General features: G+C 74.5%; 27 protein-coding genes. 22 read left to right on the top strand and 5 right to left on the bottom strand.

Annotated elements, in window-relative coordinates:
* Positions 1-93: 93 nt before the first annotated feature.
* The 18 genes from rho to ACI8AD_RS13175 all read left to right on the top strand — a co-directional run bounded on the left by rho (position 94) and on the right by ACI8AD_RS13175 (position 15,862).
* The gene (gene rho / locus ACI8AD_RS13090) at positions 94-2,268 is read left to right on the top strand and encodes a transcription termination factor Rho (RefSeq protein ID WP_456870965.1); all 2,175 of its coding nucleotides are present in this window, start codon (positions 94-96) and stop codon (positions 2,266-2,268) included.
* A 143-nt stretch (positions 2,269-2,411) separates the two neighbouring features.
* Positions 2,412-2,636: a 50S ribosomal protein L31 gene (rpmE, locus tag ACI8AD_RS13095; protein ID WP_089402658.1), complete on the top strand. Its 225-nt coding sequence runs from the start codon at positions 2,412-2,414 to the stop codon at positions 2,634-2,636.
* Between the two features lie 113 nt (positions 2,637-2,749).
* A complete protein-coding gene (prfA, locus tag ACI8AD_RS13100; protein WP_456870966.1) occupies positions 2,750-3,829 on the top strand; it encodes a peptide chain release factor 1 in 1,080 nt (359 codons plus the stop codon).
* Positions 3,830-3,843: 14 nt separating this feature from the next.
* Positions 3,844-4,689 carry a peptide chain release factor N(5)-glutamine methyltransferase gene (gene prmC / locus ACI8AD_RS13105; protein ID WP_456871012.1) on the top strand — a complete coding sequence of 282 codons (846 nt, stop codon included), beginning with the start codon at positions 3,844-3,846 and terminating at the stop codon, positions 4,687-4,689.
* Positions 4,690-4,695: 6 nt separating this feature from the next.
* Positions 4,696-5,337, top strand: a complete 642-nt coding sequence (locus ACI8AD_RS13110; protein ID WP_456870967.1) for an L-threonylcarbamoyladenylate synthase — start codon at positions 4,696-4,698, stop codon at positions 5,335-5,337.
* A gap of 196 nt (positions 5,338-5,533) precedes the next feature.
* Positions 5,534-6,832, top strand: a complete 1,299-nt coding sequence (locus ACI8AD_RS13115) for a glycosyltransferase family 4 protein (RefSeq protein ID WP_456870968.1) — start codon at positions 5,534-5,536, stop codon at positions 6,830-6,832.
* Positions 6,829-7,305: a hypothetical protein gene (locus tag ACI8AD_RS13120; RefSeq protein ID WP_456870969.1), complete on the top strand. Its 477-nt coding sequence runs from the start codon at positions 6,829-6,831 to the stop codon at positions 7,303-7,305. Before ACI8AD_RS13115 ends, ACI8AD_RS13120 begins: the two co-directional genes overlap by 4 nt.
* A gap of 130 nt (positions 7,306-7,435) precedes the next feature.
* Positions 7,436-7,648 (top strand): AtpZ/AtpI family protein, encoded by a 213-nt coding sequence (locus ACI8AD_RS13125; protein WP_456870970.1) that lies wholly within the window; start codon positions 7,436-7,438, stop codon positions 7,646-7,648.
* Positions 7,645-8,472 (top strand): F0F1 ATP synthase subunit A, encoded by an 828-nt coding sequence (gene atpB, locus ACI8AD_RS13130; protein ID WP_456870971.1) that lies wholly within the window; start codon positions 7,645-7,647, stop codon positions 8,470-8,472. The genes ACI8AD_RS13125 and atpB overlap by 4 nt, the downstream gene beginning before the upstream one ends.
* 94 nt (positions 8,473-8,566) lie before the next feature.
* Entirely contained in the window at positions 8,567-8,794 is a 228-nt protein-coding gene (gene atpE / locus ACI8AD_RS13135) for an ATP synthase F0 subunit C (protein ID WP_456870972.1), read from the top strand.
* 46 nt (positions 8,795-8,840) lie between these two features.
* A complete protein-coding gene (locus ACI8AD_RS13140; protein WP_456870973.1) occupies positions 8,841-9,422 on the top strand; it encodes a F0F1 ATP synthase subunit B in 582 nt (193 codons plus the stop codon).
* Positions 9,422-10,240 (top strand): F0F1 ATP synthase subunit delta, encoded by an 819-nt coding sequence (locus ACI8AD_RS13145; RefSeq protein WP_456870974.1) that lies wholly within the window; start codon positions 9,422-9,424, stop codon positions 10,238-10,240. Before ACI8AD_RS13140 ends, ACI8AD_RS13145 begins: the two co-directional genes overlap by 1 nt.
* A 68-nt stretch (positions 10,241-10,308) precedes the next feature.
* A complete protein-coding gene (atpA, locus tag ACI8AD_RS13150) occupies positions 10,309-11,922 on the top strand; it encodes a F0F1 ATP synthase subunit alpha (protein ID WP_456870975.1) in 1,614 nt (537 codons plus the stop codon).
* A gap of 1 nt (position 11,923) precedes the next feature.
* A complete protein-coding gene (locus tag ACI8AD_RS13155; protein WP_456870976.1) occupies positions 11,924-12,868 on the top strand; it encodes a F0F1 ATP synthase subunit gamma in 945 nt (314 codons plus the stop codon).
* A gap of 84 nt (positions 12,869-12,952) precedes the next feature.
* A complete protein-coding gene (atpD, locus tag ACI8AD_RS13160; protein ID WP_456870977.1) occupies positions 12,953-14,389 on the top strand; it encodes a F0F1 ATP synthase subunit beta in 1,437 nt (478 codons plus the stop codon).
* Between the two features lie 267 nt (positions 14,390-14,656).
* Complete coding sequence (locus ACI8AD_RS13165) at positions 14,657-14,869, top strand: hypothetical protein (protein ID WP_456870978.1); 213 nt, start codon at positions 14,657-14,659, stop codon at positions 14,867-14,869.
* A 116-nt stretch (positions 14,870-14,985) separates the two neighbouring features.
* The gene (locus ACI8AD_RS13170) at positions 14,986-15,375 is read left to right on the top strand and encodes a F0F1 ATP synthase subunit epsilon (RefSeq protein WP_456870979.1); all 390 of its coding nucleotides are present in this window, start codon (positions 14,986-14,988) and stop codon (positions 15,373-15,375) included.
* An 85-nt stretch (positions 15,376-15,460) separates the two neighbouring features.
* A complete protein-coding gene (locus tag ACI8AD_RS13175) occupies positions 15,461-15,862 on the top strand; it encodes a DUF2550 domain-containing protein (protein ID WP_456870980.1) in 402 nt (133 codons plus the stop codon).
* On the opposite strand, the gene ACI8AD_RS13180 is transcribed toward ACI8AD_RS13175, so the two are convergent.
* On the bottom strand, positions 15,859-16,461 hold the full coding sequence (locus ACI8AD_RS13180; protein ID WP_456870981.1) for a cob(I)yrinic acid a,c-diamide adenosyltransferase: 603 nt from the start codon (positions 16,459-16,461) through the stop codon (positions 15,859-15,861). The genes ACI8AD_RS13175 and ACI8AD_RS13180 overlap by 4 nt on opposite strands.
* 59 nt (positions 16,462-16,520) lie before the next feature.
* Here ACI8AD_RS13180 and murA point away from each other — a divergent pair, with 59 nt between their 5' ends.
* Positions 16,521-17,801, top strand: a complete 1,281-nt coding sequence (gene murA, locus ACI8AD_RS13185) for a UDP-N-acetylglucosamine 1-carboxyvinyltransferase (protein ID WP_456870982.1) — start codon at positions 16,521-16,523, stop codon at positions 17,799-17,801.
* 9 nt (positions 17,802-17,810) lie between these two features.
* Here the strand turns inward: murA and ACI8AD_RS13190 are convergent, their stop codons facing one another.
* Positions 17,811-18,143, bottom strand: a complete 333-nt coding sequence (locus ACI8AD_RS13190; RefSeq protein ID WP_456870983.1) for a hypothetical protein — start codon at positions 18,141-18,143, stop codon at positions 17,811-17,813.
* A 129-nt stretch (positions 18,144-18,272) separates the two neighbouring features.
* Here ACI8AD_RS13190 and ACI8AD_RS13195 point away from each other — a divergent pair, with 129 nt between their 5' ends.
* Positions 18,273-20,291, top strand: a complete 2,019-nt coding sequence (locus tag ACI8AD_RS13195; protein WP_456870984.1) for a protein meaA — start codon at positions 18,273-18,275, stop codon at positions 20,289-20,291.
* Positions 20,292-20,303: 12 nt separating this feature from the next.
* Here the strand turns inward: ACI8AD_RS13195 and ACI8AD_RS13200 are convergent, their stop codons facing one another.
* Together ACI8AD_RS13200 and ACI8AD_RS13205 are read right to left on the bottom strand one after the other, a co-directional pair.
* A complete protein-coding gene (locus tag ACI8AD_RS13200; RefSeq protein WP_456870985.1) occupies positions 20,304-21,329 on the bottom strand; it encodes a Gfo/Idh/MocA family protein in 1,026 nt (341 codons plus the stop codon).
* 23 nt (positions 21,330-21,352) lie between these two features.
* Complete coding sequence (locus ACI8AD_RS13205) at positions 21,353-22,078, bottom strand: YqjF family protein (RefSeq protein WP_456870986.1); 726 nt, start codon at positions 22,076-22,078, stop codon at positions 21,353-21,355.
* A gap of 60 nt (positions 22,079-22,138) precedes the next feature.
* Between ACI8AD_RS13205 and ACI8AD_RS13210 the strand changes: the two genes are divergently transcribed.
* Positions 22,139-22,912 carry an enoyl-CoA hydratase-related protein gene (locus ACI8AD_RS13210; RefSeq protein WP_456870987.1) on the top strand — a complete coding sequence of 258 codons (774 nt, stop codon included), beginning with the start codon at positions 22,139-22,141 and terminating at the stop codon, positions 22,910-22,912.
* 1 nt (position 22,913) lies between these two features.
* Here ACI8AD_RS13210 and ACI8AD_RS13215 read toward each other — a convergent pair whose 3' ends face one another.
* The gene (locus tag ACI8AD_RS13215; protein ID WP_456870988.1) at positions 22,914-23,747 is read right to left on the bottom strand and encodes a hypothetical protein; all 834 of its coding nucleotides are present in this window, start codon (positions 23,745-23,747) and stop codon (positions 22,914-22,916) included.
* A gap of 65 nt (positions 23,748-23,812) precedes the next feature.
* Between ACI8AD_RS13215 and nucS the strand changes: the two genes are divergently transcribed.
* Positions 23,813-24,484, top strand: coding sequence for an endonuclease NucS (gene nucS, locus ACI8AD_RS13220; RefSeq protein ID WP_456870989.1), 672 nt, complete (start codon positions 23,813-23,815; stop codon positions 24,482-24,484).
* Positions 24,485-24,486: the final 2 nt, after the last annotated feature.

Here is a 24,486-nt window from a genome sequence, read left to right on the forward strand (position 1 = left end):
GCCGCTCGCCCCTGTCCCGAACCCCTCGGACGGGCGGCGCCGGGTCACCTCCTGCGCCGGTAGGCGCAGGTCACCGCAGGGAAGGACCTGTACGTGAGCGAAACCACCGACCTCGCGACCGCCGGCGCCCCCGAGGGCGCTGCGGGCGAGGCACCTGCCGTCTCTGGTCAGGCGGGCCGATCCCGCCGGCGCGGCAGCGGGCTGGCCGGGATGCTGCTCCCCGAGCTCCAGCGACTCGCGTCCGAGCTGGGCATCTCCGGCGTCGGCCGCATGCGCAAGGGCGACCTCGTCGCCGCCATCTCCGCCCGTCAGGTCGGCGGGACCCCGGGCAGCGTCCCGGCGCCCGGCACCCCGGCTGACGAGCCCACCGGCAGCGGCGCGCCGGCCGCGCGCGGTGTCGCCGCCACCGCGACCCCGGTCGAGGCCCCCGTCAGCGGCGGCGCCAACGGCGGTCCGCTGACCGCCGCCCCCGCGAGCGCCCCGGCCGCCGACGCCCCCGCGACCGAGGGTGCGCCGCGCCGCCGCCGTGCGGCCAGCCGTCCCGCCGGCGCCCCGGCCGGCACCGACGCGGCTCCCGCGCCGGCCGAGGTCCCCGCCGCGGACACCGCGACGACCCCCGCCCCGCCCGCCGAGCGGACCGACCGTGAGCGGACCGACGGCGAGCGCGCCGAGGGCGAGCGCACCGACGGCGAGCGCACCGACGGCGACCGTCCGGCGCGCAACCGGGACCGCAACCGCACCCGCGACGGCCGGGAGACCGGCCGGGACGGCGACCGCGGCCAGCGCGACGGCCGCGACGGCGAGCGGGCCGAGCGCCCCGCCCGCGACGGTCGTGACGGCCAGCGCGACGGCCGCGACGGCGAGCGCGGCCAGCGCGACGGCAACCGCGACGGCAACCGCGGCGACCGCTCCGAGCGCAGCGGTCGCCCGGACAACCGCACCGACCGCGGCGGCGACACCCGCACCGATCCGCGCCCCGACACCCGCGGCGACGCCCGCAGCGACGAGGACGACGACGACTTCGAGGGCGGCCGCGGCCGCCGCGGGCGCCGCTACCGCGACCGCAACCGCCGCAACGGGCGCGACCGGTTCGACCAGCCCACCGAGCCCACCGTCAGCGAGGACGACGTCCTGCTGCCGGTGGCCGGCATCCTCGACGTCCTGGACAACTACGCGTTCGTCCGGACGTCGGGCTACCTGACCGGCCCCAACGACGTCTACGTCTCCCTGTCGCAGGTGCGCCGGCACGGCCTGCGCCGCGGTGACGCCATCACCGGCGCGGTCCGCCAGCCGCGGGAGGGCGAGCGCAAGGACAAGTACAACGCGCTCGTCCGGCTCGACACGGTCAACGGCCTCGACCCCGAGCAGGCGCGCAACCGCCCGGAGTTCACCAAGCTCACCCCGCTCTACCCCCAGGAGCGGCTGCGGCTGGAGACCGACCCGCACCAGCTGACCACCCGGGTCATCGACCTGGTCATGCCGATCGGCAAGGGGCAGCGCGCCCTCATCGTGTCGCCGCCCAAGGCCGGCAAGACGATGGTGCTGCAGGCGATCGCCAACGCGATCACCACGAACAACCCCGAGTGCCACCTCATGGTCGTCCTCGTCGACGAGCGGCCCGAGGAGGTCACCGACATGCAGCGCTCGGTGAAGGGCGAGGTCATCGCCTCGACCTTCGACCGGCCGCCGTCGGACCACACCACGGTCGCGGAGCTGTCCATCGAGCGGGCCAAGCGCCTGGTCGAGATGGGCCACGACGTCGTCGTCCTGCTGGACTCGATCACCCGCCTGGGCCGCGCCTACAACCTGGCCGCGCCCGCCAGCGGGCGGATCCTGTCCGGTGGTGTCGACTCCACGGCGCTCTACCCGCCCAAGCGGTTCCTCGGCGCCGCCCGCAACATCGAGAACGGCGGCTCGCTGACCATCATCGCCTCGGCGCTGGTGGAGACCGGGTCCACGATGGACACGGTCATCTTCGAGGAGTTCAAGGGCACCGGGAACGCGGAGATCAAGCTCGACCGCCGGCTGGCGGACAAGCGGGTCTTCCCGGCCGTGGACGTCAACGCGTCGGGCACGCGCAAGGAGGAGATCCTCATGTCGCCCGACGAGCTGGCCATCGTCATCAAGCTGCGCCGGGTGCTCGCCGCGCTCGAGCCGCAGCAGGCGCTGGAACTGCTGCTCGCCCAGCTGCGCAAGACGCGCAACAACATCGAGTTCCTCATGCAGGTCCAGAAGAACACGCCGGGCACCGCGCTCGACGAGCGGTAGCGGCAGCCCACCGCAGGCGGGGTCCGGCCGGTCAGGGATACTGGTCGGCCGAGCCCCGCGCCACCGCCGCGAGGACGGCCGGAATGCCCGGCCGGTCCCCGGCGTTCGACCACCTGAACGGCCCAGACCCCGGAAGAGGCGACATGAAGCCCGGCATCCACCCCGACTACCACACCACCACGGTGACCTGTGGCTGCGGGAACACCTTCACCACCCGCAGCACGGCCCCCAACGGTCAGCTGACCGTCGAGACCTGCTCGGCCTGCCACCCGTTCTACACGGGCAAGCAGCGCATCCTCGACACCGGCGGCCGCGTGGCCCGCTTCGAGAAGCGCTTCGGCAAGCGCGGCGCCCCCGCCGCCAAGTAGCACCCCCGACGGCGCCCGTCCCACCTCCCGTGGGGCGGGCGCCGTCGTCGTGTCCGCCCCACGCGTGCACTTCCGCGGAAGTGCACGACCGTTCCCGTCCGGGAGGTCCTGCGATGAGCAGCCCCACCGACGCCGCGCCCGACCGGCTGCGCGGGCTGCTCGAGGAGCACGCCGCGCTGGAGACCGAGCTGGCCGACCCCGCGGTGCACGCCGACCAGGCCCGCGCCCGCCGGCTGGGCCGCCGCTACGCCCAGCTCGCCCCGGTCGTCGAGACCGCCCGCGCCCTCGACGCCGCCCGCGAGGACCTCGACGCCGCCCGCGAGCTGGCCGCCGAGGACCCGACCTTCGCCGAGGAGGCCCGCGGCCTCGAGGCCCGGATCGACGAGCTCACCGACCGGCTGCGCGAGCTCCTCCTGCCGAAGGACCCCGACGACGACAAGGACGTGATCCTCGAGATCAAGGCGGGGGAGGGCGGCGCGGAGTCGGCGCTGTTCGCCGGCGACCTGCTGCGCATGTACCTGCGCTACGCCGAGCGCCGCGGCTGGGCCACCGAGGTCCTCGACGCCGTCCCCGCCGAGCTCGGCGGCTACAAGGACGTGTCGATCGCGGTGAAGTCCCGCACCGACGAGGGCATCTGGTCGCGGCTGAAGTTCGAGGGCGGCGTGCACCGCGTGCAGCGGGTGCCGGTCACCGAGTCGCAGGGCCGCATCCACACCTCCGCCGTCGGCGTGCTCGTGCTGCCCGAGGCCGAGGAGGTCGACGTCACCGTCGACCCGAACGACCTGCGCATCGACGTCTTCCGGTCGTCGGGCCCCGGCGGGCAGAGCGTGAACACCACCGACTCCGCCGTGCGCATCACCCACCTGCCCACCGGCATCGTGGTCAGCTCGCAGAACGAGAAGAGCCAGCTGCAGAACCGCGAGTCGGCGCTGCGCGTGCTGCGCTCCCGTCTGCTGGCCGCCGCCCGCGAGGAGGCCGCGGCCACCGCCAGCGACCAGCGCCGCAGCCAGGTCCGCACCGTCGACCGCAGCGAGCGGGTGCGCACCTACAACTTCCCCGAGAGCCGCATCTCCGACCACCGGGTCGGCTTCAAGGCGCACAACCTCGACGCCGTGCTCGACGGCGAGCTCGACCCGGTCATCGACGCGCTCACCCGCGCGCACACCGCCGAGCTGCTGGCGGCCGGCTCCTGAACACCCGCACGCTCCTGGCCGACGCCGCCCGCCGGCTGGCCGACGCCGGCGTCGAGTCCCCGCGCGTCGACGCCGAGCTGCTGCTCGCCCACGTCCTCGGCACCTCCCGGACGGCGCTGCTCACCCGCGGCGACGTCGACGACGACACCGCCGCCCGCTTCGCCGCGCTGCTCGACCAGCGCGCCGGGCGGGTCCCGCTGCAGCACCTCACCGGCCGGGCGGCCTTCCGCCACCTCGAGCTCGCCGTCGGCCCCGGCGTGTTCGTGCCCCGGCCGGAGACCGAGCAGCTCGTCGAGTGGGCGCTGGGGCGGCTGGCCGGCACCGACGGGCCGGTCGTCGTCGACCTGGGCAGCGGGTCGGGCGCCATCGCGCTGTCGGTCGCCCACGAGCACCCCGGCGCGCGGGTCACCGCCGTCGAGCGCGACCCCCAGGCGGTCGAGTGGACCCGGCACAACGCCGCGCAGCGTGCCGCCGCGGGGGACCGGCCGGTGACCGTGCTCGCCGGCGACATGACCGACCCGCGGCTGCTGACCGACCTCGACGGCGCCGTCGACCTCGTCGTCTCCAACCCGCCCTACGTGCCCGACGGCGCCCGGGTGCCGCGGGAGGTCGCCGACCACGACCCGCCGCTGGCGCTGTGGGGCGGCCCCGACGGCCTCGACGTCGTCCGGGGGCTGCTGCGCACCGCAGCCCGGCTGCTGCGTCCCGGCGGCGCGCTCGGCATCGAGCACGCCGACCAGCAGGGCGACGCGCTGCCCGCGCTGGTGCGCGGCACGGGCGACTTCACCGACGTCGCCGACCACCCCGACCTCGCCGGGAGGCCGCGGTTCACCACCGCCGTCCGGCGTCGGGGAGACTGACCGCCCGTGGCCGACCTCTACGACTGCACCGACCCCGAGCAGCGCGCCGCGGGCCTCGACGCCGCCGCCGCGGCGATCGCCCGCGGTGAGCTGGTGCTGCTGCCCACCGACACCGTGTACGGCGTGGGCGCCGACGCCTTCTCGCCCGCCGCGGTCGCCGGGCTGCTCGCGGCGAAGAACCGCGGCCGGGCGATGCCGGTGCCGGTGCTGATCGGGGAGGCCTCGACCCTGGCCGGGCTGACGCTGCGCGTGCCGCGCTCGGCCTCCCGGCTGGCCGAGGCGTTCTGGCCCGGCGGGCTGACCCTCGTCGTCGAGCACGCGCCGTCGCTGGCCTGGGACCTCGGTGACGCCGAGGGGACCGTGGCCGTCCGCCTGCCCGACGACGACGTCGCCCGCGACCTGCTGCGCCGCACCGGCCCGATGGCCGTCTCCAGCGCCAACCGCTCGGGCCGCCCCGCCGCGACGTCGGCCGACGAGGCGGCCGCCCAGCTCGGCGAGCACGCCGCGGTGGTGCTCGACGGGGGCCCCCGCGCCGGCTCGGCGGCCAGCACGATCGTCGACTGCACCGGTCCGGTGCCGCGGGTGCTGCGGGTGGGCGCGGTCGGCGTCGACCGGCTGCGCGAGGTCCTCCCCGAGCTCACCGACTAGATGGAGGACCCCGTCCTCCCACCCTCCGCAGGCTCGGGACGGGGCCGTTCCACTCGGTCACGTCACGCTCCGGGACCGCTCCGGGCGATACCGTGGAGGGACCGCCCTGTCGTCTCGCCCCGGGAGCACCGTCGCGATGAGCTCCTCCGCCGCGCGCACGGCCCGGGTCCCGCACGGGGCCGGGCGGGGCTGAGCCGTGCGCGAGTACGCCGTCGTCCTGCTCGTGGCCGCCGTGGTCACCTACCTGGCGACCCCGGTGGTGCGGGTGGCGGCGGTCCGGCTGCGGATGATGGCCGCGCCCCGCGAACGCGACGTGCACGTGATCCCCACCCCGCGCGGGGGAGGGGTGGCGATGTACCTCGGCGTGGCCGCCGCGGTGCTGGTCGCCACGCGGCTGCCCGCGCTGCAGCGCACGTTCGACGACTCCCAGACCGCCGCGGTGCTCGTGGCCGGCGGGCTGATCTGCCTGCTCGGCGTCCTCGACGACAAGTTCGGCCTCGACGCGCTGACCAAGCTGACCGGGCAGATCGCCGCGGCCGGCGTCATGGTGCTGCTCGGCGTGCAGCTGGCGTTCCTGTTCCTGCCGGTGGCCGACATCGGGACCATCTCCTTCGGCCCGGACGTCGGCGTGCCGCTGACCATCCTGCTGACGGTCGCGACCGTCAACGCGCTGAACTTCATCGACGGCCTCGACGGGCTGGCCGCGGGCGTCTCGGCGATCGCCGCGCTGGCGTTCTTCGCCTACAGCTACAACCTCAGCGTGGTGGGCTACGACGAGGTGGCCAGCGCCCCCGCCCTGGTCACCGCGGTGCTCGCCGGTGCCTGCCTCGGGTTCCTGCCGCACAACTTCAGCCCGGCGCGGATCTTCATGGGCGACTCCGGCTCGATGCTCGTCGGGCTGGTGCTCTCGGCGGCCGCCGTCAGCGCCACCGGGCGCGTCGACGCGCAGACCTTCGACTCCGCGGCCAGCCTGCTGCCGCTGGCGCTGCCGCTGCTGGTGCCCGTCGCGGTGCTCTCCATCCCCTTCACCGACCTGCTCCTGGCCGTGGTCCGCCGGACCCGCCGCGGGCAGTCGCCCTTCTCGCCGGACAAGATGCACCTGCACCACCGGCTGCTGGCCATCGGCCACTCGCACCGCCGGGCGGTGCTGACCATGTACTTCTGGGCGGCCCTCCTGTCCTTCGGCGCGGTGGCACTGTCGATCACCGGCGGGACGGCGGAGCTGCTCGTCGTGATCGGAGTCCTGCTCGCCGTGGGTGTCGTCGTCGTCCTCAGCCCACACACGCGGCGGGCCGCCCGCGAGGCCCGGGCGGCCGAGATCGCCGCCCGGCGACGGCGCAGCCGGGCCGCGCACCCGACCGCCCGTGCGAGCCGTGCCCGGGACGGCCGGCCCGCCGGTCCGGAGGTCCCGACCGCGCCCCCGTCGTCGCCCGGGCCGGCCGCGCCCGGACCGGCCGCGCCCCGCGCGGCCGGCGCCGGCCAGGGGCTCCGGTGAGCGCGCGCCGTCCGGGGGCGGAGGTCCCCTGGGACCTGTCGTTCCTGCGCGTGGGTGCGCTGGTCACCGGCACGGTCGCGTTCGTGGGTGCGCTGGTCGCGGGGCTGGTGGCCGGCTGGGCCGACGCCGCCGGCGTGCTGGTGGGCGCCGCGGTGGTGACGGCGTTCTTCGTCGTCTCCGGCGTCGTCATCGCCTGGGCCGGGCGGATCGACGACAGCTTCACGCTGCCCGCGGCGCTGGGCACGTTCTTCGTCAAGGCCGTCGTCCTCTTCGGGATCCTGAACGCGCTCCCGGAGGACGGCTGGCTCGACCGGCGCACGATGGCCTGGGCGGTGATCGTCGGCGCGCTGTTGTGGAGCGGCGTCCAGCTGCGCTGGGTCTGGACCCGGCCGCTGTACTACGTCCCCCCGCCGCCGCCACCCGGTCAGGGGAGCCTCCCCCCGGCACCGGACGGGACCGCGACGCGCGGCTGATAGTGTCCCGGCGATGGCCGAGGACGACCCCGTGCGCGGGGACACCCGGCCTCGACCTGCGCGACCATCCGCTCCCCGGGGCAGTGGTGCCGAGACGGGTTACGCCGTCATCGGGACGATGATCTCCGGGATGGCCGTGTGGGGCGGGGCGGGCTGGTTGCTCGACCGGTGGTTGGACACGCGGGTGTTCGTGCCGGTCGGGATCATCCTCGGCATGGCGGCGGCCATCTACCTGGTCGTCGCCCGGTACGGCGGGCTGCCACCGACACCCGGTGCACCCGAGAAGAGCGACACCCCGGGCGGACGACGGAGCCGGCCCAGGACGCAGAAGGGACAACGGTGACCTCCAGCGCCCTCGCGCTCGCTGACGTGCTCGCGGTCGAGGAGAGCAGCGGGGACGGTTTCCAGGCCCCCGGTCTCAGTGAGTTCTACCCCGAGCCCATCGCCGAGTTCTCGGTGCTCGGCATCGACTTCGCGATCACCCGCATCACGCTGATCCTGTGGATCGCGACCCTGGCGATGCTGGCGTTCATGCTGGCGGCCTCGCGCCGACCGCAGATCGTGCCGGGCAAGCTGCAGTTCGTCGGGGAGAGCGGTTTCTCCCTCGTCCGCGACGGCATCGCGCGCGACGTCGTCGGTCCCAAGGGCCTGCCGTTCGCCCCGTTCCTGGCGTCGCTGTTCTTCTTCATCCTCGCGAACAACCTGATGGCGATCATCCCGTTCGCGCAGATCTCGCCGATGTCGCTGTTCGCGTTCCCGCTGGTGCTCGCCGGCATCTGCTGGGTCCTCTACATCTACATCGGCATCCGCGAGCAGGGCGCCGGCCGTTACTTCAAGGACATCCTGTTCCTGCCGGGCGTGCCCAAGCCGATGTACGTCCTGGTCACGCCGATCGAGATCCTGCAGAACTTCGTCGTGCGGCCGTTCACCCTCGCGGTCCGGCTCTTCGCCAACATGTTCGCCGGCCACATGCTGCTGGTCGTCTTCTCGCTCGGCGCGGTCTACCTGTTCAGCCGGGACAACTTCTCGATCGTGTTCGGTCCCGTCTCCGCCCTGATGGCGATCGTGATGACGTTCTTCGAGCTGCTGGTCATCTTCCTGCAGGCCTACGTCTTCACCGTGCTGATGGGGACCTACCTCAACGGCTCGATCGAGGCCGAGCACTGACGGCCTGAGCGCACCACCCCGATCGCACCACCCGCACGACCCCCGCAAGCCGCCCGGCGGACACCGGGCGACGACACAGGAGGAACACCCCGTCATGGATCTTTACGCTGAGCTGACCGGCAGCATCGGCTCCGTGGGCTACGGCCTCGCCGCCATCGGCCCGGGCATCGGCGTCGGCATCGTGTGGGCCGCCTACATCCAGGCCACCGCCCGCCAGCCCGAGTCGGCCGGCCTGACCCGCACCTACGCCTTCCTGGGGTTCGCCCTCTCCGAGGCGCTCGCGCTCATCGGCTTCGTCGTCCCCTTCGTCTTCGGCACCTGATCCCCGCCTCCGGGTAGGGACACTGACCAGACGGGACACTGAGACCATGAGAATCCTCGCCGCGGAGAGCGAGAACCCGCTGCTGCCGCCGCTCGGTGAGATCATCATCGGCCTGATCGCGTTCGCGGTCGTGCTGTTCGTCTTCTTCAAGTTCGTCGCGCCGCGCTTCGAGCAGGTCTTCCGGGCGCGCCGCGAGGCGATCGAGGGCGGCATCGAGCGGGCCGAGGCCATGCAGGCCGAGGCCAGGGCCGCGCTCGAGCAGTACCGCGCCCAGCTGGCCGAGGCGCGCACCGAGGCCGCGCAGATCCGCGACCAGGCGCGCGCCGAGGGGCAGCAGATCCTCGAGGAGCTGCGGGCGCAGGCACAGGAGGAGTCGGCGCGGATCGTCGCCCGCGGCGAGGAGCAGCTGGCGGCCAACCGGCAGTCGGTGGTCAACCAGCTGCGCGGCGAGATCGGCGCGCTCGCGGTCGACCTCGCCGGCCGGGTGGTGGGCGAGTCCCTCGAGGACGAGGCGCGCCGCCGCGGCACGGTCGACCGGTTCCTCGACCAGCTCGACGGCATGAGCGCCGGGGGTGCCTCCGACGGCCGGACCGGCAGCACCGTGTTCGTCCCCGGGACGGACCGCTGATGGACGCCGCCAGCCGGGAGGCGCTCGCGGTCACCCGCGAGCGCCTGGCGGCGACCACCCGCGGCGCCGCGGGTCCGGGGCTGCTGGCCCTGGCCGATGAGCTGTTCGCCGTCGCGCGGCTGCTCGACGGGCAGGTCTCGCTGCGCCGGGCGCTGTCGGACGCGTCGGTGAAGCCGGTCGACCGCGCGGGCCTGGCCCGCCGGATCCTCGGCGGGAAGGTCTCCGAGGCCACCGTCGACCTGGTCGAGACGACGGCGCGGCAGCGCTGGTCGCGGCCGCTGGACCTCGTCGAGGCCACCGAGGTGCTCGCCACCGAGGCGGGCCTCGACGCGGCCGAGGCGCGCGGCGAGCTCGAGGGCGTCGAGGACGAGCTGTTCCGGTTCGGCCGGATCGTCGCCGGCGACCCGGAGCTCTCCCGCATCCTCTCCGACGACCGCGCGCCTGCCGCCGGCAAGACGGCGCTGCTCGACCGGCTGCTGACCGGCCGGGTCAGCCCGGTCAGCGAGTTGCTGCTGCGGAACACGCTCACCGCGCGGCACGTCGGCAACGCCGAGAACCGGATCGAGCGGCTCTCCACCGCGGCGTCGGCGCGGCGCGGCCGGTCGGTCGCCCACGTCACGACCGCGGTGCCGCTGACCGCCGCGCAGGAGCAGCGGCTGCAGGCCGTGCTCGGCCGGATCTACGGGCGGACCATCGGCCTGCAGGTCACCGTCGACCCCGCGGTGCTCGGCGGTCTCGTCGTCCGCGTCGGCGACGAGGTCATCGACGGCAGCGTGGTGAACCGACTCGAGGCCGCCGGCCGCCGGCTCACCGGCTGACCCGGCGCCCACCCAGACCACCAGAGACCACCCAGCAGCACCACCCAGCAGGGAAGAGGACGCGACCCATGGCCGAGCTGACGATCTCCGCAGACGAGATCCGCAGTGCCATCCAGAACTACGTCACCGAGTTCTCCCCGGACGTCTCCCGGGAAGAGGTCGGCATCGTCACCGAGGCCGGCGACGGCATCGCCCGGGTCGAGGGCCTGCCCTCGGTCATGACCAACGAGCTGCTCGAGTTCGAGAGCGGCGTCCGCGGTCTGGCCCTGAACCTCGACGTGCGCGAGGTCGGCGTCGTCATCCTCGGTGACTTCGCCGGCATCGAGGAGGGCCAGCAGGTCCGCCGCACCGGTGAGGTCCTCTCCGTGCCCGTCGGTGACGGCTACCTCGGCCGCGTCGTCGACCCGCTGGGCAACCCCATCGACGGCGGCGGCCCGATCGCCAGCACCGGCCGCCGCGCCCTCGAGCTGCAGGCGCCCACCGTGGTGCAGCGGCAGTCGGTCAAGGAGCCGCTGCAGACCGGCATCAAGGCGATCGACGCCATGACGCCCATCGGCCGCGGCCAGCGCCAGCTGGTCATCGGTGACCGGCAGACCGGCAAGACCGCCATCGTCACCGACACGATCATCAACCAGCGCGAGGCCTGGGCCACCGGTGACCCGGCGCAGCAGGTGCGCTGCATCTACGTCGCGGTCGGCCAGAAGGGCTCGACCATCGCCGCGATCCGCGCCTCCCTGGAGGAGGCCGGCGCGATGGAGTACACGACCATCGTCGCCGCGCCGGCCTCGGAGTCGGCCGGCTTCAAGTACATCGCCCCCTACACCGGCTCGGCCATCGGCCAGCACTGGATGTACGAGGGCAAGCACGTCCTCATCGTCTTCGACGACCTGTCCAAGCAGGCCGAGGCCTACCGCGCCGTCTCGCTGCTGCTGCGCCGCCCGCCGGGCCGTGAGGCCTACCCCGGCGACGTCTTCTACCTCCACTCCCGGCTGCTGGAGCGCTGCGCGAAGCTCTCCGACGAGCTGGGTGCGGGGTCGATGACGGGCCTGCCGCTCATCGAGACCAAGGGCAACGACGTGTCGGCCTACATCCCGACCAACGTCATCTCGATCACCGACGGGCAGATCTTCCTCGAGACCGGTCTGTTCAACTCCGGTGTCCGCCCCGCCATCAACGTCGGCATCTCGGTGTCCCGGGTGGGCGGCTCCGCGCAGATCAAGGCCATGCGCTCCGTGGCAGGCCGGCTGCGGCTGGACCTGGCGCAGTACCGCGAGCTCGAGGCCTTCGCCTCGTTCTCCTCCGACCTCGACGCCTCCAGCCGCGCCACCCTGGACCGTGGTCAGCGGCTGGTCGAGCTGCTCAAGCAGGGCCAGTACCAGCCCTACCCGGTCGAGCGCGAGGTCGTCTCGCTGTGGCTGGGCACCACCGGCAAGCTCGACCGCATCCCGGTGAGCGACGTGCGGCGGTTCGAGTCGGAGTTCCTCGACCACATCGCCCGCGCCGAGCCCGGCGTCTACGACGAGATCCGCACCTCGCGGGTGCTCGGCGACGACGCCGTCAACAGCCTCGAGCGGGCCGTGAACTCGTTCTACGGCCAGTTCACGACGTCGGACGGCAGCTCGCTCGACGACGACGAGGGCGCCGCCACCGCCCAGGGCGTCTCGACGGCGAAGAGGGCCTGACGTGGCCGGATCGCTGCGCGCGCTGCGGCGCCGCATCCGCTCCACCCAGTCGACGAAGAAGATCTTCTCGGCGCAGGAGCTGATCGCCGGTGCCCGCATCGTGCGCGCCCAGGCCCGGGTGGAGGCGTCCAAGCCCTACGCCCGCGAGATCACCCGCGTGCTGTCGGCGCTGGCGTCGTCGGCGTCGCTGGAGCACCCGCTGCTCAACGAGCGGACCGGCACGGGGCGCGCGGCGGTCCTGGTGGTCACCTCCGACCGCGGGTTCGCCGGCTCCTACAACGTCAACGTGCTGCGCCGCACCGAGGAGCTCCTCGGCACGCTGCGCCAGCAGGGCAAGGACCCGGTGCTGTACGTGATCGGCCGCAAGGGCGAGACGTACTACTCCTTCCGCGACCGCGCGGTGGAGGAGACCTTCACCGGGTTCTCGGAGCAGCCGGCCTACTCCGACGCACAGGAGGTCGGCCGGGCGCTGATCGACGTCTTCGCCCCCGTCGACGACGCCGGCCGCAGCGCCACGGTGGACGAGGTGCACATCGTCTACACCGAGTTCGTGTCGCTGCTGAGCCAGGTGCCGGTCGCCCGGCGGCTGGCCCCGGTCGACACCGAGGAGCTGCAGCGCGACGACGAGGACTCCGGGGACGGCGTCGGCATCGGCCCGTCCGGCGTGCCGACGTCCTACGAGTTCGAGCCCTCGCCCGACGCGCTGCTCGACTCGCTGCTGCCCAAGTACGTCACCACCCGCATCTACGCGGCGCTGCTCGAGGCGGCTGCCTCGGAGTCCGCGTCGCGCCGGCGGGCGATGAAGTCGGCCTCGGACAACGCCGAGGAGCTGGCCAAGAACCTCTCCCGCCAGGCCAACCAGGCCCGGCAGGCCGAGATCACCCAGGAGATCAGCGAGATCGTCGGCGGCGCCGACGCGCTGGTCAGCGCCGGCGCCGACGACTGACCCCCTCCGTCCTCCGCCGCCGCGGCGGCGGGAGGACACTGGACTGCGAGACCACCGAGGCCCGAAGGGCAGGAGAGCACCCCCATGACCGTCACCGAGGACCGTCCGACCACCCAGACGACCGGCCGCGTCGTCCGGGTCACCGGCCCGGTCGTCGACGTCGAGTTCCCGCGCGACGCGATCCCGGACCTGTTCAACGCCCTGCACGTCGACGTCACCCTGGCCGACCTGGGCAAGACGCTGACCCTCGAGGTCGCCCAGCACCTGGGTGACAACGTGGTCCGCACCATCTCCATGGCCCCGACCGACGGCCTGGTCCGCGGGGCCGACGTCCGCGACACCGGCGCCCCGATCAGCGTCCCGGTGGGGCCCGAGGTCACCGGTCACGTCTTCAACGCCCTCGGCGAGTGCCTCGACACCCCCGGGTACGGCCAGGACCTGCCGCGCTGGTCGATCCACCGGCACGCGCCGCGCTTCGACCAGCTCGAGGGCCGCACCGAGCTGCTCGAGACCGGCATCAAGGTCATCGACCTGCTCACCCCGTACGTGGCCGGCGGGAAGATCGGCCTGTTCGGTGGCGCCGGCGTGGGCAAGACCGTGCTGATCCAGGAGATGATCCGCCGCGTCGCCCAGGAGTTCGGTGGCGTGTCGGTGTTCGCCGGCGTCGGCGAGCGCACCCGCGAGGGCAACGACCTCATCACCGAGATGACCGAGTCCGGCGTCATCAACTCGACCGCGCTGGTCTTCGGCCAGATGGACGAGCCGCCGGGCACCCGGCTGCGGGTCGCGCTGTCGGCGCTGACGATGGCGGAGTACTTCCGCGACGAGCAGAACCAGGACGTGCTGCTCTTCATCGACAACATCTTCCGGTTCACCCAGGCCGGCTCCGAGGTGTCCACGCTGCTCGGACGCATGCCGTCGGCCGTGGGTTACCAGCCGACCCTCGCCGACGAGATGGGTGAGCTGCAGGAGCGGATCACCTCGACGCGCGGCCACTCGATCACCTCGCTGCAGGCGATCTACGTGCCCGCCGACGACATCACCGACCCGGCGCCGCACACCACCTTCGCCCACCTCGACGCGACGACGGTGCTCTCCCGGCCGATCTCGGAGAAGGGCATCTACCCGGCCGTCGACCCGCTGGACTCCACCAGCCGGATCCTCGACCCGCAGTACGTCGGGCAGGAGCACTACCAGGTCGCCCAGACGGTGAAGCAGATCCTGCAGCGCTACCAGGAGCTGCAGGACATCATCGCCATCCTCGGCATCGACGAGCTCTCCGAGGAGGACAAGGTCACCGTGCAGCGCGCGCGGCGGATCGAGCGGTTCCTCTCGCAGAACATGTTCGTCGCCGAGGCCTTCACCGGTCAGCCCGGCTCGTTCGTGCCGCTGTCGGAGACCCTCGAGGCCTTCAAGGCGCTCACCGAGGGCCGCTACGACCACGTGCCCGAGCAGGCCTTCTTCATGTGCGGTGGCCTCGAGGACCTCGAGCGCAACGCCGACAAGCTCAAGCGCGGCTGACGCCCCACCGCCCCGTCGACGGCCGGGCACCCTCCACGGGGTGCCCGGCCGTCGCCGTCTCCCGGGTCCGGGTGCAGCCGGACCGGCCGGAGTCCGTGCTCGGCCGATCACCCAGCGTCGGGACCGGCCACGGCGCGCCCGATCGGGTGGTTGGACACCGGACGGCGGTGGGCAGGTGTGTGGCGCACAACCCTCAAGCGCGGGAGCCTTTCTGCCGATCGAGCAGACGGCGCCCGGAGGGACCGGTCGCGCGGCGCAGGAGACACGATGGACTGGCTGGACGGGGCGAGCGCTCAGGGCACGGTGAGCGGACTGCCGGTCGCCACCCCGGACCTGGAGTGGTCCTGGCCGCCGTCGGCTCCGGTCTCCCACGTCACCGACATCCGGTACGACACCGAGGAGTGGGCCCCGGCCTCCACGGTCCGCCACCCGTGGGTGCGTGTCGGTCGCTGGACGCTGCTCTACCGCCGGGCGGCCTGACGGAGAGGACCCGTCCCGGACACCGGGGGGCCCGCCGCTAGAGTGGGCGGGTCCGTCGCCGTGCCTGCCCGGCCGGCGTCCCAGCACCGCAGCGCCGGTGGGCCCGGAGGAGTGTCGTGGCGACCCTGCAGGTCGAGTTGGTGGCCGTCGAGAAGACGATCTGGTCCGGCGAGGCCAGCATGGTCATCGCCCGCACCACCGAGGGTGAGATCGGTGTCCTCCCCGGCCACGCCCCGCTGCTCGGTGAGCTCGCGCCCGGCGGCGTCGTCACCATCCGCAGCACCGAGGGCCCCGACGTCGTCGTGGCCGCCCACGGGGGCTTCCTGTCGGTCACGCCGCAGGGCGTCTCCATCCTCGCGGAGAACGCCGAGATCAGCTCCGACATCGACGTCGAGCGCGCCCGCGAGGCCCTGCGCCGCGCCGAGAGCGCCGGCGACGACCCGGAGTCCCTGGCCGCCGCGCGCCGGGCGCAGTCCCGCCTGCGGGCCGCCGGCCAGGCCGACTGAGCTCGACCCTCGTGCGCCCGGGACCCCGCACCGCTCGGCCCGGGCTGCGGCGCGGCGGTCGGGTGCCTCCCCGCCCTCCCCGCCGGTGAGCACGGTCCTGTTGCTGCTCGCCGGGGTGCTGCTCGTCGCCCTGGTGGTCGCCTTCCTGCTGCGTCGCCGGCTGCTGCTCATGGGGCTGGGCGCGGTCGCCATGTGGCTGCGCCCGGTGGGCAGCTCGCGCTGGTCGGTGGGCGTCGCCTGGTACGGCGGGGACGCCCTGCTGTGGTACCGCGCGCTGTCGCTGTCGGTGCGCCCGCAGCAGCGGCTGTGCCGGACCGAGCTCCGGGTGTCCGCCCGCCGCCCCGCCGGCCGTGACGACGTCGCCCTCCCCGACGACGCCGTCGTCCTCACCTGCGAGACCGGCAGCGGACCGAAGGAGCTGGCCATGGACACCTCGACGGTGACCGGGTTCCTGTCCTGGGTGGAGTCCGCCCCGCCCGTCGCCTAGCGGCGCGCTGCGCGTTGCGCGTGCACCCCGCTGTGCGCGCCGGGCTCCCACAGCACGTCGCCGTCGGGGTTGGCCTCCCGGGCGAGGATGAACAGCAGGTCCGACAGCCGGTTGAGGTAGCGCGCGGTCTCGGGGTTGGTCCGCTCGCCGTCGGCGGCCAGCAGCGCCCAGACGCTGCGCTCGGCCCGCCGCACCACCACCCGGGCCTGGTGCAGCAGCGCCGCCAGCGGGGTCCCGCCGGGCAGCACGAAGCTGGTCAGCGCGGGCAGCGCCTCGTTGTGCACGTCGCAGGCGGCCTCCAGCCGCTCGGTGTAGGCGGCCGTGACCCGCAGCGGCGGGTGCGCGGGGTCGGGGACGACCGGGGTCGCGAGGTCGGCGCCGACGTCGAACAGGTCGTTCTGCACGCTGCGCACCAGCTCGACCAGCTCCGGGGACGGCGACCCCAGGGCCAGCGCGACGCCGAGCACGCTGTTGGCCTCGTCGACGTCGGCGTAGGCGACCAGGCGCGGGTCGGTCTTCGCGACCCGGCTCATGTCGCCGAGGTGCGTCTGCCCGGCGTCACCGGTCTTCGTGTAGATGCGGGTGAGCCGGACCGTCATGGCGCCCGAGCCTATGCGGTCGCCGGGGGCGGGTCGCACGGCCGCCGTAGGGTGGCCCGGTGCAGTGCTTCGAGGTGACCGGCGGCACGCCGCTCAAGGGCCGGGTCCGCGTCACGGGGGCCAAGAACAGCGCCCTCAAGCTCATGGCCGCGGCGCTGCTGGCGTCCGGGCGCACCACGATCGACGAGGTCCCCGACATCCTCGACGTGGCGATCATGAGCGAGGTGCTGCGCCGGCTGGGCTGCGGTGTCAGCTACGAGCGCTCCGGGGAGGCCGGTGGCGGCGGCCGGGTCGTCGTCGACGTACCCGAGCACCCCGCCACCGAGACCGACTACGACCTGGTCCGCAAGATGCGCGCCTCGATCAGCGTGCTCGGCCCGCTGGTCGCCCGCTGCGGCAGCGCCAAGGTGGCCCTCCCGGGCGGGGACGCGATCGGCTCCCGCGGGCTGGACATGCACATCTCCGGGCTCGAGCGGCTCGGTGCCGCCATCCACAGCGAGCACGGCTTCCTGGTCGCCAGCGCCCCCCGGCTGCGGGGCACCTCGATCTGGCTGGACTTCCCCTCGGTCGGCGCCACGGAGAACCTGCTCATGGCCGCGGTGCTCGCCGAGGGCACCACCGTCATCGACAACGCCGCGCGCGAGCCGGAGATCGTCGACATCTGCTCCATGCTCACCGCGATGGGGGCCCGCATCGACGGCGCGGGCTCCTCCACGCTCACCGTGGAGGGCGTCGAGACCCTGCGGCCGGTCACCTACAGCACCGTGCCCGACCGGATCGTCGCCGGCACGTGGGCGATCGGCGCGGTCATGACCCGCGGCGACGTCGTCGTCGAGCGGGCGGTGGCCGACCACCTCGCCGTCCCGCTGGACAAGCTGGTGAGCGCCGGGGCCACGGTCGAGGTGGTGCCCGACGGCGTGCGCGTGGCGATGGACGAGCGGCCGCGCGCGGTCGACGTCGTCACGCTGCCCTTCCCCGGGTTCCCGACCGACCTGCAGCCGATGGCCGTCGCACTGGCAGCGGTCTCCACCGGGACGGCGCTGGTCACCGAGAACGTGTTCGAGGGCCGGTTCATGTTCGTCAACGAGCTGGTGCGCCTCGGGGCCGACGTGCGCATCGACGGCCACCACGCGGTGGTGCGCGGCCGGGAGCGGCTCTCCAGCGCGCCGGTGCTGGCCACCGACATCCGGGCCGGCGCCGGGCTGGTGCTGGCCGGGCTGCTCACCGACGGGGTGACCGAGGTGCAGGACGTGCACCACGTCGACCGCGGCTACCCCGACTTCGTCGAGCTGCTGCGCGGCCTGGGCGCGCAGGTGGAGCGGGTCGAGCGCCCCGACTGAACGGCCCCGCTAGGCGGCGGGGAATGACGCGACCAGCTCGCGGGCCCGGGCGGCGTCCTCGGGGAAGACGAGCACGTCGGCCCGGTGCGGCTCGGGGAAGCGGATCGTCGAGCGGATCCCGGCGTCGGAGAGCACCGCGCGCAGCGCCAGCGCCGACTCGCGGCGGGAGAGCGTGGCGACGCGGGTGAGCAGGCCGTCGTCGGTGGGCGCGGGCCGCCGGCGGCGCATCCCGCCGGTGGAGGTGCCGCCGAAGGCCCAGCGCATGAACAGCGCGAGCAGCACCATGACGACGATCGCGACGACCGGCCCGGCGATGTAGCTGAGACTGCCCGGCTGCAGCATCGCGGCCTCCCTCGGCGCACCGGCGTCCGGACCCCCGCGGCCCGGTCGCCCGCGACCGAGTGTGCCACCGCCGGAGCGTCCCGTCCGCCGCCTGTTACCGGCGGGTAACTGCCCTTACACTCCGCGGGCATGCCCTTCCCCTCGACGCCGGACGAGCGCGACCGCCCCTGGGTCATGCGCACGTACGCCGGGCACTCCTCGCCGGCCGAGTCCAACGCGCTGTACCGGCGCAACCTGGCGAAGGGGCAGACCGGTCTGTCGGTCGCCTTCGACCTGCCCACCCAGACCGGCTACGACCCCGACGACGCGCTCGCCGCCGGTGAGGTCGGCAAGGTCGGCGTCCCGGTCGCGCACGTCGGGGACATGCGGGCCCTGTTCGACGGCATCCCGCTCGACGGGATGAACACGTCGATGACGATCAACGCCACCGCCATGTGGCTGCTCGCGCTCTACCAGGCCGTCGCCGAGGAGCACGGCCACGACGTCACGCGGCTGGCCGGGACGACGCAGAACGACATCATCAAGGAGTACCTCTCGCGCGGGACCTACGTCTTCCCGCCGGGCCCGAGCATGCGGCTGATCACCGACATGGTCGCCTACACGGTGACGGCGATGCCGCGGTGGAACCCGATCAACATCTGCAGCTACCACCTGCAGGAGGCCGGGGCCACGCCGGTGCAGGAGATCGCCTACGCGATGAGCACCGCGATCGCCGTCCTCGACTCCGTGCGCGCCTCCGGGCAGGTGCCGCAGGAGCGCTTCGGGGAGGTGGTCGCGCGGGTCTCCTTCTTCGTCAACGCGGGCGTCCGCTTCGTCGAGGAGATGTGCAAGATGCGCGCCTTCACCCAGCTCTGGGACGAGCTGACGCAGGAGCGCTACGGCGTGCAGGACCCCAAGCACCGCCGGTTCCGCTACGGGGTGCAGGTCAACTCCCTGGGCCTGACCGAGGCGCAGCCGGAGAACAACGTGCAGCGGATCGTGCTGGAGATGCTGGCCGTGACGCTGTCGCGGGACGCCCGCGCCCGCGCGGTGCAGCTGCCGGCGTGGAACGAGGCGCTGGGGCTGCCCCGGCCGTGGGACCAGCAGTGGTCGCTGCGGCTGCAGCAGGTGCTCGCCTACGAGACGGACCTGCTCGAGTACGACGACCTGTTCACCGGCTCGGTGGTGGTGGAGCGCAAGGTCGCCGAGCTCGTCGAGGGCGCCCGCGCCGAGATCGCCCGGGTGCAGGAGGCGGGCGGGGCCGTGGCCGCCGTCGAGTCCGGCTACATGAAGGGGCAGCTGGTCGCCTCGCTGGCCGAGCGGCGCCGCCGGATGGAGAGCGGCGAGCACGTCGTCGTCGGGGTCAACCGGTTCGAGGCCACCGAGCCCAACCCGCTGCTGGCCGACCTCGACACCGCCATCCAGGTCGTCGACCCCGCCGTCGAGACCGCCGCCCGGGAGGCCGTGGCCGCGTGGCGGGCCGCGCGCGACCCCGAGCCGGTGCGGCGGGCCCTCGACCGGCTGCGGGCGGCCGCCGGCACCGACGAGAACCTGATGGCGGCCACCCTGGAGTGCGCCCGGGCGGGCGTGACGACGGGGGAGTGGGCCGGGGTGCTGCGCGAGGTGTTCGGCGAGTACCGCGCCCCCACCGGCGTGGCGGCGGCCACCGGCGGCGGCGAGGCCGACCCGACGCTGCTGGACGTGCGCGAGCGGGTGCGGGCCACCGGTGAGGAGCTGGGCGGCCGGCTGCGGTTCCTCGTGGGCAAGCCCGGCCTCGACGGGCACTCCAACGGCGCCGAGCAGATCGCCGTCCGCGCCCGCGACGCCGGCTTCGAGGTGGTCTACCAGGGCATCCGGCTCACGCCGGAGCAGATCGTGTCCGCGGCCGTGGAGGAGGACGTGCACGTCGTCGGCCTGTCGGTGCTGTCCGGGTCGCACCTGCAGGTGGTGCCGGCGGTGCTGCGCGGGCTGCGCGAGGCCGGCCTCGACGACGTCCCGGTGGTCGTCGGCGGGATCATCCCCGACGGCGACGCGCGCCGGCTGCGCGAGCAGGGCGTGGCCCGGGTCTTCACGCCCAAGGACTTCGGGCTCACCGACATCATGGGCCAGGTCGTCGACGTCGTCCGGGCCGCCCACGGTCTCGACGAGCGGGTGCCCGCGCCCGCCTGAGGCGGCCGGCCCTCACACCGCGACGACGACGCCCTCCGTCGCACTGCGGCGGGCGGCGTCGAGCACCGCGGCGGTGGCGACGGCGTCGCGGGGGTCCACCGGCACCGGTCCCTCGCCGCGGACGGCGGCGGCGAAGGCCGGGTAGAAGGTGTCCCAGCGGCCGCGCTCGGTGGGCACCACCACCGCGTCGTCGCCGCGGCGCAGCCGGCCCCAGCGCTCCTCCGGCTCGGCGCCCCAGGCGTCCCCCAGCGTGGCCGGCGTGTGCCCGGCCAGCAGCGCGGCCTCCTGCCCGTCCATCGGCCCGCCGACGACGTAGGCCCCCGCGGTGCCGGTGACGCGGAACCGGTCACCGGGCGCACCCTGGCTCCAGCTGCCCGACAGGTGCGAGCGGGCGCCGCCGGCGTGGGTGAGGGCCAGGAACACGTCGTCGTCGAGGCCGCTGTCGCGCAGCCGCCGCTCGGCGTAGACGTGCGTCACCGGGCCGAGCAGCACCAGGGCCTGGTCGACGAGGTGGCTGCCGAAGTCCAGCAGCGTGCCGCCACCGGCTGCCGCCGGCCCGGGCTCCGGCGCGAACCGCTCGAAGCGCGACTCCAGGCGCGTCACCGTGCCCAGCCGGCCCGCGTCGACCAGCGCGCGCACGGTGCGGAAGTCGGAGTCCCAGCGGCGGTTCTGGTAGGGCGCGAGCGGCAGCCCGAGCTCGGCGGCCAGCTCCACCGTGCCGCGCGCCGACGGGGCGTCGAGGGCGAAGGGCTTGTCGCAGACCACGGCCAGGCCCAGCCGCAGCGCCTGCTCGGCGAGCGCCGTGTGGGTGTCGGCGGGGGTGGAGACGGCCACCGCCTCGGCCCCGGCGCCGGCCAGCTCCTCCAGGGAGTCGACGGTGCGCACCCCCGGGTGCTCGGCGGCCACCTGGGCACGCCGGTCCGCCGAGGTGGTGACCACGCCCAGGAGGTCGACCTGCGGTGCGGCGGCCAGCAGTGGGGCGTGGAACCACCGGCCGCCGAAGCCGTAGCCGGCCAGTCCGAAGCGCACGGGGTCCATGCGCCGATCCTGCCGTGTCCGCGTCAGCGCAGGCGCGGGCCGAAGCGGACGTCGACGCCGGGGGAGAACAGCACGCTGTCGGGCGGTCCGCCGACGCCGGGCAGGCCGGCCGCGGCGAGCAGGTCGACGTCGCAGGTCAGCAGCTCGGCGCGGTGCAGCGGCCAGGCGGGGTGCTCGTTGGGCCAGTAGCGGGTGCGGCCGAGCACGGTCTGGTGCAGGCCCCAGCGGCCGGTGAGGAAGCGCTCGAGCGGGCCGGGGTCGGCCAGCCGCTCGCCCACCCGCAGCTCGATCCGCCCGCCGGCCCCGCGGGGACCGGGCCAGCGCCGGCGGGAGGAGTAGCTCAGCCGGTCCCCGTGGCGGGCGAACCGCATGCGCGACCACAGGTAGGGCAGCCCGGCGGCGCGGGCGACGAGGACGGGCAGCAGCCGGTCGGCGTCGAGGGACCGGAAGACCACGCCGCGGCGGCCCCGGTCGTCGACCGAGTACAGCCGCACGTTGGTCTCCAGGAACGACCCGACCCACGGCAGCCCGGGGGAGCCGAGCACGCCGATGCGGCGCATCCGGAAGGGCACCAGGCCGACCCAGGTCGACCCCGCGTGCACGTCGGGGCGCGTGCCCGGCGGCAGCAGCGGCGCGACGACGGCGGGGTCGACCGCCCAGTGCACGAAGGCCACGTCGCGCCAGCCCTGGGTGAACAGCGTCCGCCCGGCGGCGCGGGGCGCGGTGTCGGTGACCGGCTCGGGCTGCACGGCTCCCAGCCTCCCCAGCGCCGTTGCCGAGGGCGAGCCGCTCGTGGTGAGGTCGCTCACATGACTGCCGAGGGTGCGCCCCGCGTCGAGCGGGACGGCGACGTCGTCCGCCTCACCATGTGCCGGCCGCAGCGGCGCAACGCGCTGTCCCGCGACCACCTGCAGCAGCTGCTCGCCGCGGTGACGGAGGTGGGGGAGAGCGACGCGGCCGGGATCGTGCTCGGCGCCGAGGGGCCGGTGTTCAGCGCCGGCCACGACTTCCGCGACGTCCTCGACGCGCCGCTGCCCGAGGTGCGCAGCCTGCTGGCGCTGTGCACCGAGCTCGTGCAGACGCTCGAGCAGGTGCCGCAGGTCGTCGTCGCCCGGGTGCACGCGCTGGCCACCGCCGCCGGCTGCCAGCTCGTCGCCTCCTGCGACCTCGCCGTCGCCGCGGAGTCGGCCGGCTTCGCCGCGCCGGGCGGCAAGGGCGGCTGGTTCTGCCACACGCCGATGGTCGCCATCGCCCGCAACGTCGGCCGCAAGCGGGCGATGGAGATGGCGCTCACCGGGGACGTGATCGACGCCGCGACCGCGCTGGACTGGGGCCTGGTCAACCGGGTGGTGCCCGACGGCGGGCTCGACGCCGCCGTCGACGACCTGCTGGCCCGCGCGATCCGCGGCTCGAGGGCGAGCAAGGCGTGGGGCAAGCAGACGATGTACGCCCAGCTCGACCGGCCCGAGCGCGACGCCTACGCCACCGCGATCGAGGTCATGGCCGCGGCCAGCCAGATCGACGGCGCCCGCGAGGGCATGCGCTCGTTCCTCGAGAAGCGCCCGCCGGTCTGGACCGATTGACTCAGCCGCCCAGGTCGGCGCAGCCGGCCTCGTGCGGCAGCACCGGCCGGAACGCCACCGACCAGCGGCTGCCGTCGGCGGTCACCCACGGGGTGAGCACGCTCGCCGACGCCGCCGCGGCGAGCAGGTCGGCGGCCTGCTGCCCGGTCGCGCTCACGCAGCCGAGCCCGGCGCCCAGCGGGGTACCGGGCAGCTCGGGGCCGGGCCAGGCGGCCTCGGGCTGCGGCGGCTCCGGGTCGCCGGTGTAGGGCTGCACGACGGCGGCGACCGTCTGCGGCTCGTAGGGCTCCGCCGGTCCGGCGGCCAGGGCGGTCAGCTCGTCGACCAGGTCGCGCAGCCGCCCGCGGGCCTCGGCCTGCTCGGGGGTCACGCTGTCGTCGGGCGTCTCGGCCAGCGCGTACACCTCCCGCTCCGCCCTGCCCTCGGCGGTCACGAGGGTGAAGCGGGTGGCGGCCGCGTCGGCCAGCGGCGGCGAGCCGAGGTCACCGGTCCCGGTCACGCCCGCCTCGACCGCCTGATCGACCAGGTCGCGGACGGTGGCGTCGTCGACCCGGGTCACCTGCACGTGGGGCAGCGCCGGCGCCGGCCAGATCGCGATCTGCGCGCCCTGGGTGAGCACGCGGCCGTCGCCGTAGACGCTCACCAGCGGCAGCCGGGTCGCCAGCTCCTCCGGCGTGGTGAACCCGCCGGTGAGCGCCACCTGCAGCACCAGGCCGGCGGGCAGCGGGGCCGGTGACGACGGCGCGGCGGCGTCCCCGCCGCCTCCCGCGCAGGCGCCCAGGAGGAGCGCTCCGGCCAGCACGGACGCCGCGCGCACCGCCGTCGTCGTCGTCACGGACCTGCCACGCCCGGCCCGGCTCGGCGGTTCCCGTCGTGACCGGACCGGTACCGTCGGCGCCCGTGCGCCTGGTCATCGCCCGCTGCTCGGTCGACTACATCGGGCGGCTCACCGCCCACCTCCCCATGGCCCCCCGGCTGCTGCTGGTCAAGGCCGACGGCTCGGTGTCGGTGCACGCCGACGACCGCGCCTACAAGCCGCTCAACTGGATGACGCCGCCCTGCACCCTGAAGGACGAGCTGGTCGACGGGGCGGGGACCTGGACGGTCACCAACAAGACCGGTGAGCAGCTGGTCATCACCATCGAGTCGGTGGAGCACGACTCCTCCCACGAGCTGGGCGTGGACCCGGGCCTGCAGAAGGACGGCGTCGAGGCGGAGCTGCAGCGTCTGCTGGCGCTGCACGTGGAGACCTTCGGGACCGGCTGGCAGCTGGTCCGCCGCGAGTACCCGACGGCGATCGGCCCGGTCGACCTGTTGTGCCGCGACGCCGACGGCGCGACCGTGGCGGTGGAGGTCAAGCGGCGCGGCGAGATCGACGGCGTCGAGCAGCTGACCCGCTACCTCGAGCTGCTCAACCGCGACCCGCTGCTCGCGCCGGTCAAGGGCGTCTTCGCCGCGCAGGAGATCAAGCCGCAGGCGCGGGTGCTCGCCCACGACCGCGGCATCGACTGCGTGACCGTCGACTACGCCGTCCTCAAGGGCACCGACGACCCCACCCAGCGGCTCTTCTGAGG

The organism is Geodermatophilus sp. SYSU D00766 (assembly GCF_054049915.1).

Bases quoted from the DNA above. Each gene is read 5' to 3' on its own strand.
- rpmE (WP_089402658.1), top strand. From the start codon at position 2,412: ATGAAGCCCGGCATCCACCCCGACTACCACACCACCACGGTGACCTGT.
- prfA (WP_456870966.1), top strand. From the start codon at position 2,750: ATGAGCAGCCCCACCGACGCCGCGCCCGACCGGCTGCGCGGGCTGCTC.
- ACI8AD_RS13125 (WP_456870970.1), top strand. From the start codon at position 7,436: ATGGCCGTGTGGGGCGGGGCGGGCTGGTTGCTCGACCGGTGGTTGGAC.
- atpE (WP_456870972.1), top strand. From the start codon at position 8,567: ATGGATCTTTACGCTGAGCTGACCGGCAGCATCGGCTCCGTGGGCTAC.
- ACI8AD_RS13140 (WP_456870973.1), top strand. From the start codon at position 8,841: ATGAGAATCCTCGCCGCGGAGAGCGAGAACCCGCTGCTGCCGCCGCTC.
- ACI8AD_RS13145 (WP_456870974.1), top strand. From the start codon at position 9,422: ATGGACGCCGCCAGCCGGGAGGCGCTCGCGGTCACCCGCGAGCGCCTG.
- atpA (WP_456870975.1), top strand. From the start codon at position 10,309: ATGGCCGAGCTGACGATCTCCGCAGACGAGATCCGCAGTGCCATCCAG.
- atpD (WP_456870977.1), top strand. From the start codon at position 12,953: ATGACCGTCACCGAGGACCGTCCGACCACCCAGACGACCGGCCGCGTC.
- ACI8AD_RS13165 (WP_456870978.1), top strand. From the start codon at position 14,657: ATGGACTGGCTGGACGGGGCGAGCGCTCAGGGCACGGTGAGCGGACTG.
- ACI8AD_RS13180 (WP_456870981.1), bottom strand. From the start codon at position 16,461: ATGACGGTCCGGCTCACCCGCATCTACACGAAGACCGGTGACGCCGGG.
- ACI8AD_RS13190 (WP_456870983.1), bottom strand. From the start codon at position 18,143: ATGCTGCAGCCGGGCAGTCTCAGCTACATCGCCGGGCCGGTCGTCGCG.
- ACI8AD_RS13195 (WP_456870984.1), top strand. From the start codon at position 18,273: ATGCCCTTCCCCTCGACGCCGGACGAGCGCGACCGCCCCTGGGTCATG.
- ACI8AD_RS13200 (WP_456870985.1), bottom strand. From the start codon at position 21,329: ATGGACCCCGTGCGCTTCGGACTGGCCGGCTACGGCTTCGGCGGCCGG.
- ACI8AD_RS13210 (WP_456870987.1), top strand. From the start codon at position 22,139: ATGACTGCCGAGGGTGCGCCCCGCGTCGAGCGGGACGGCGACGTCGTC.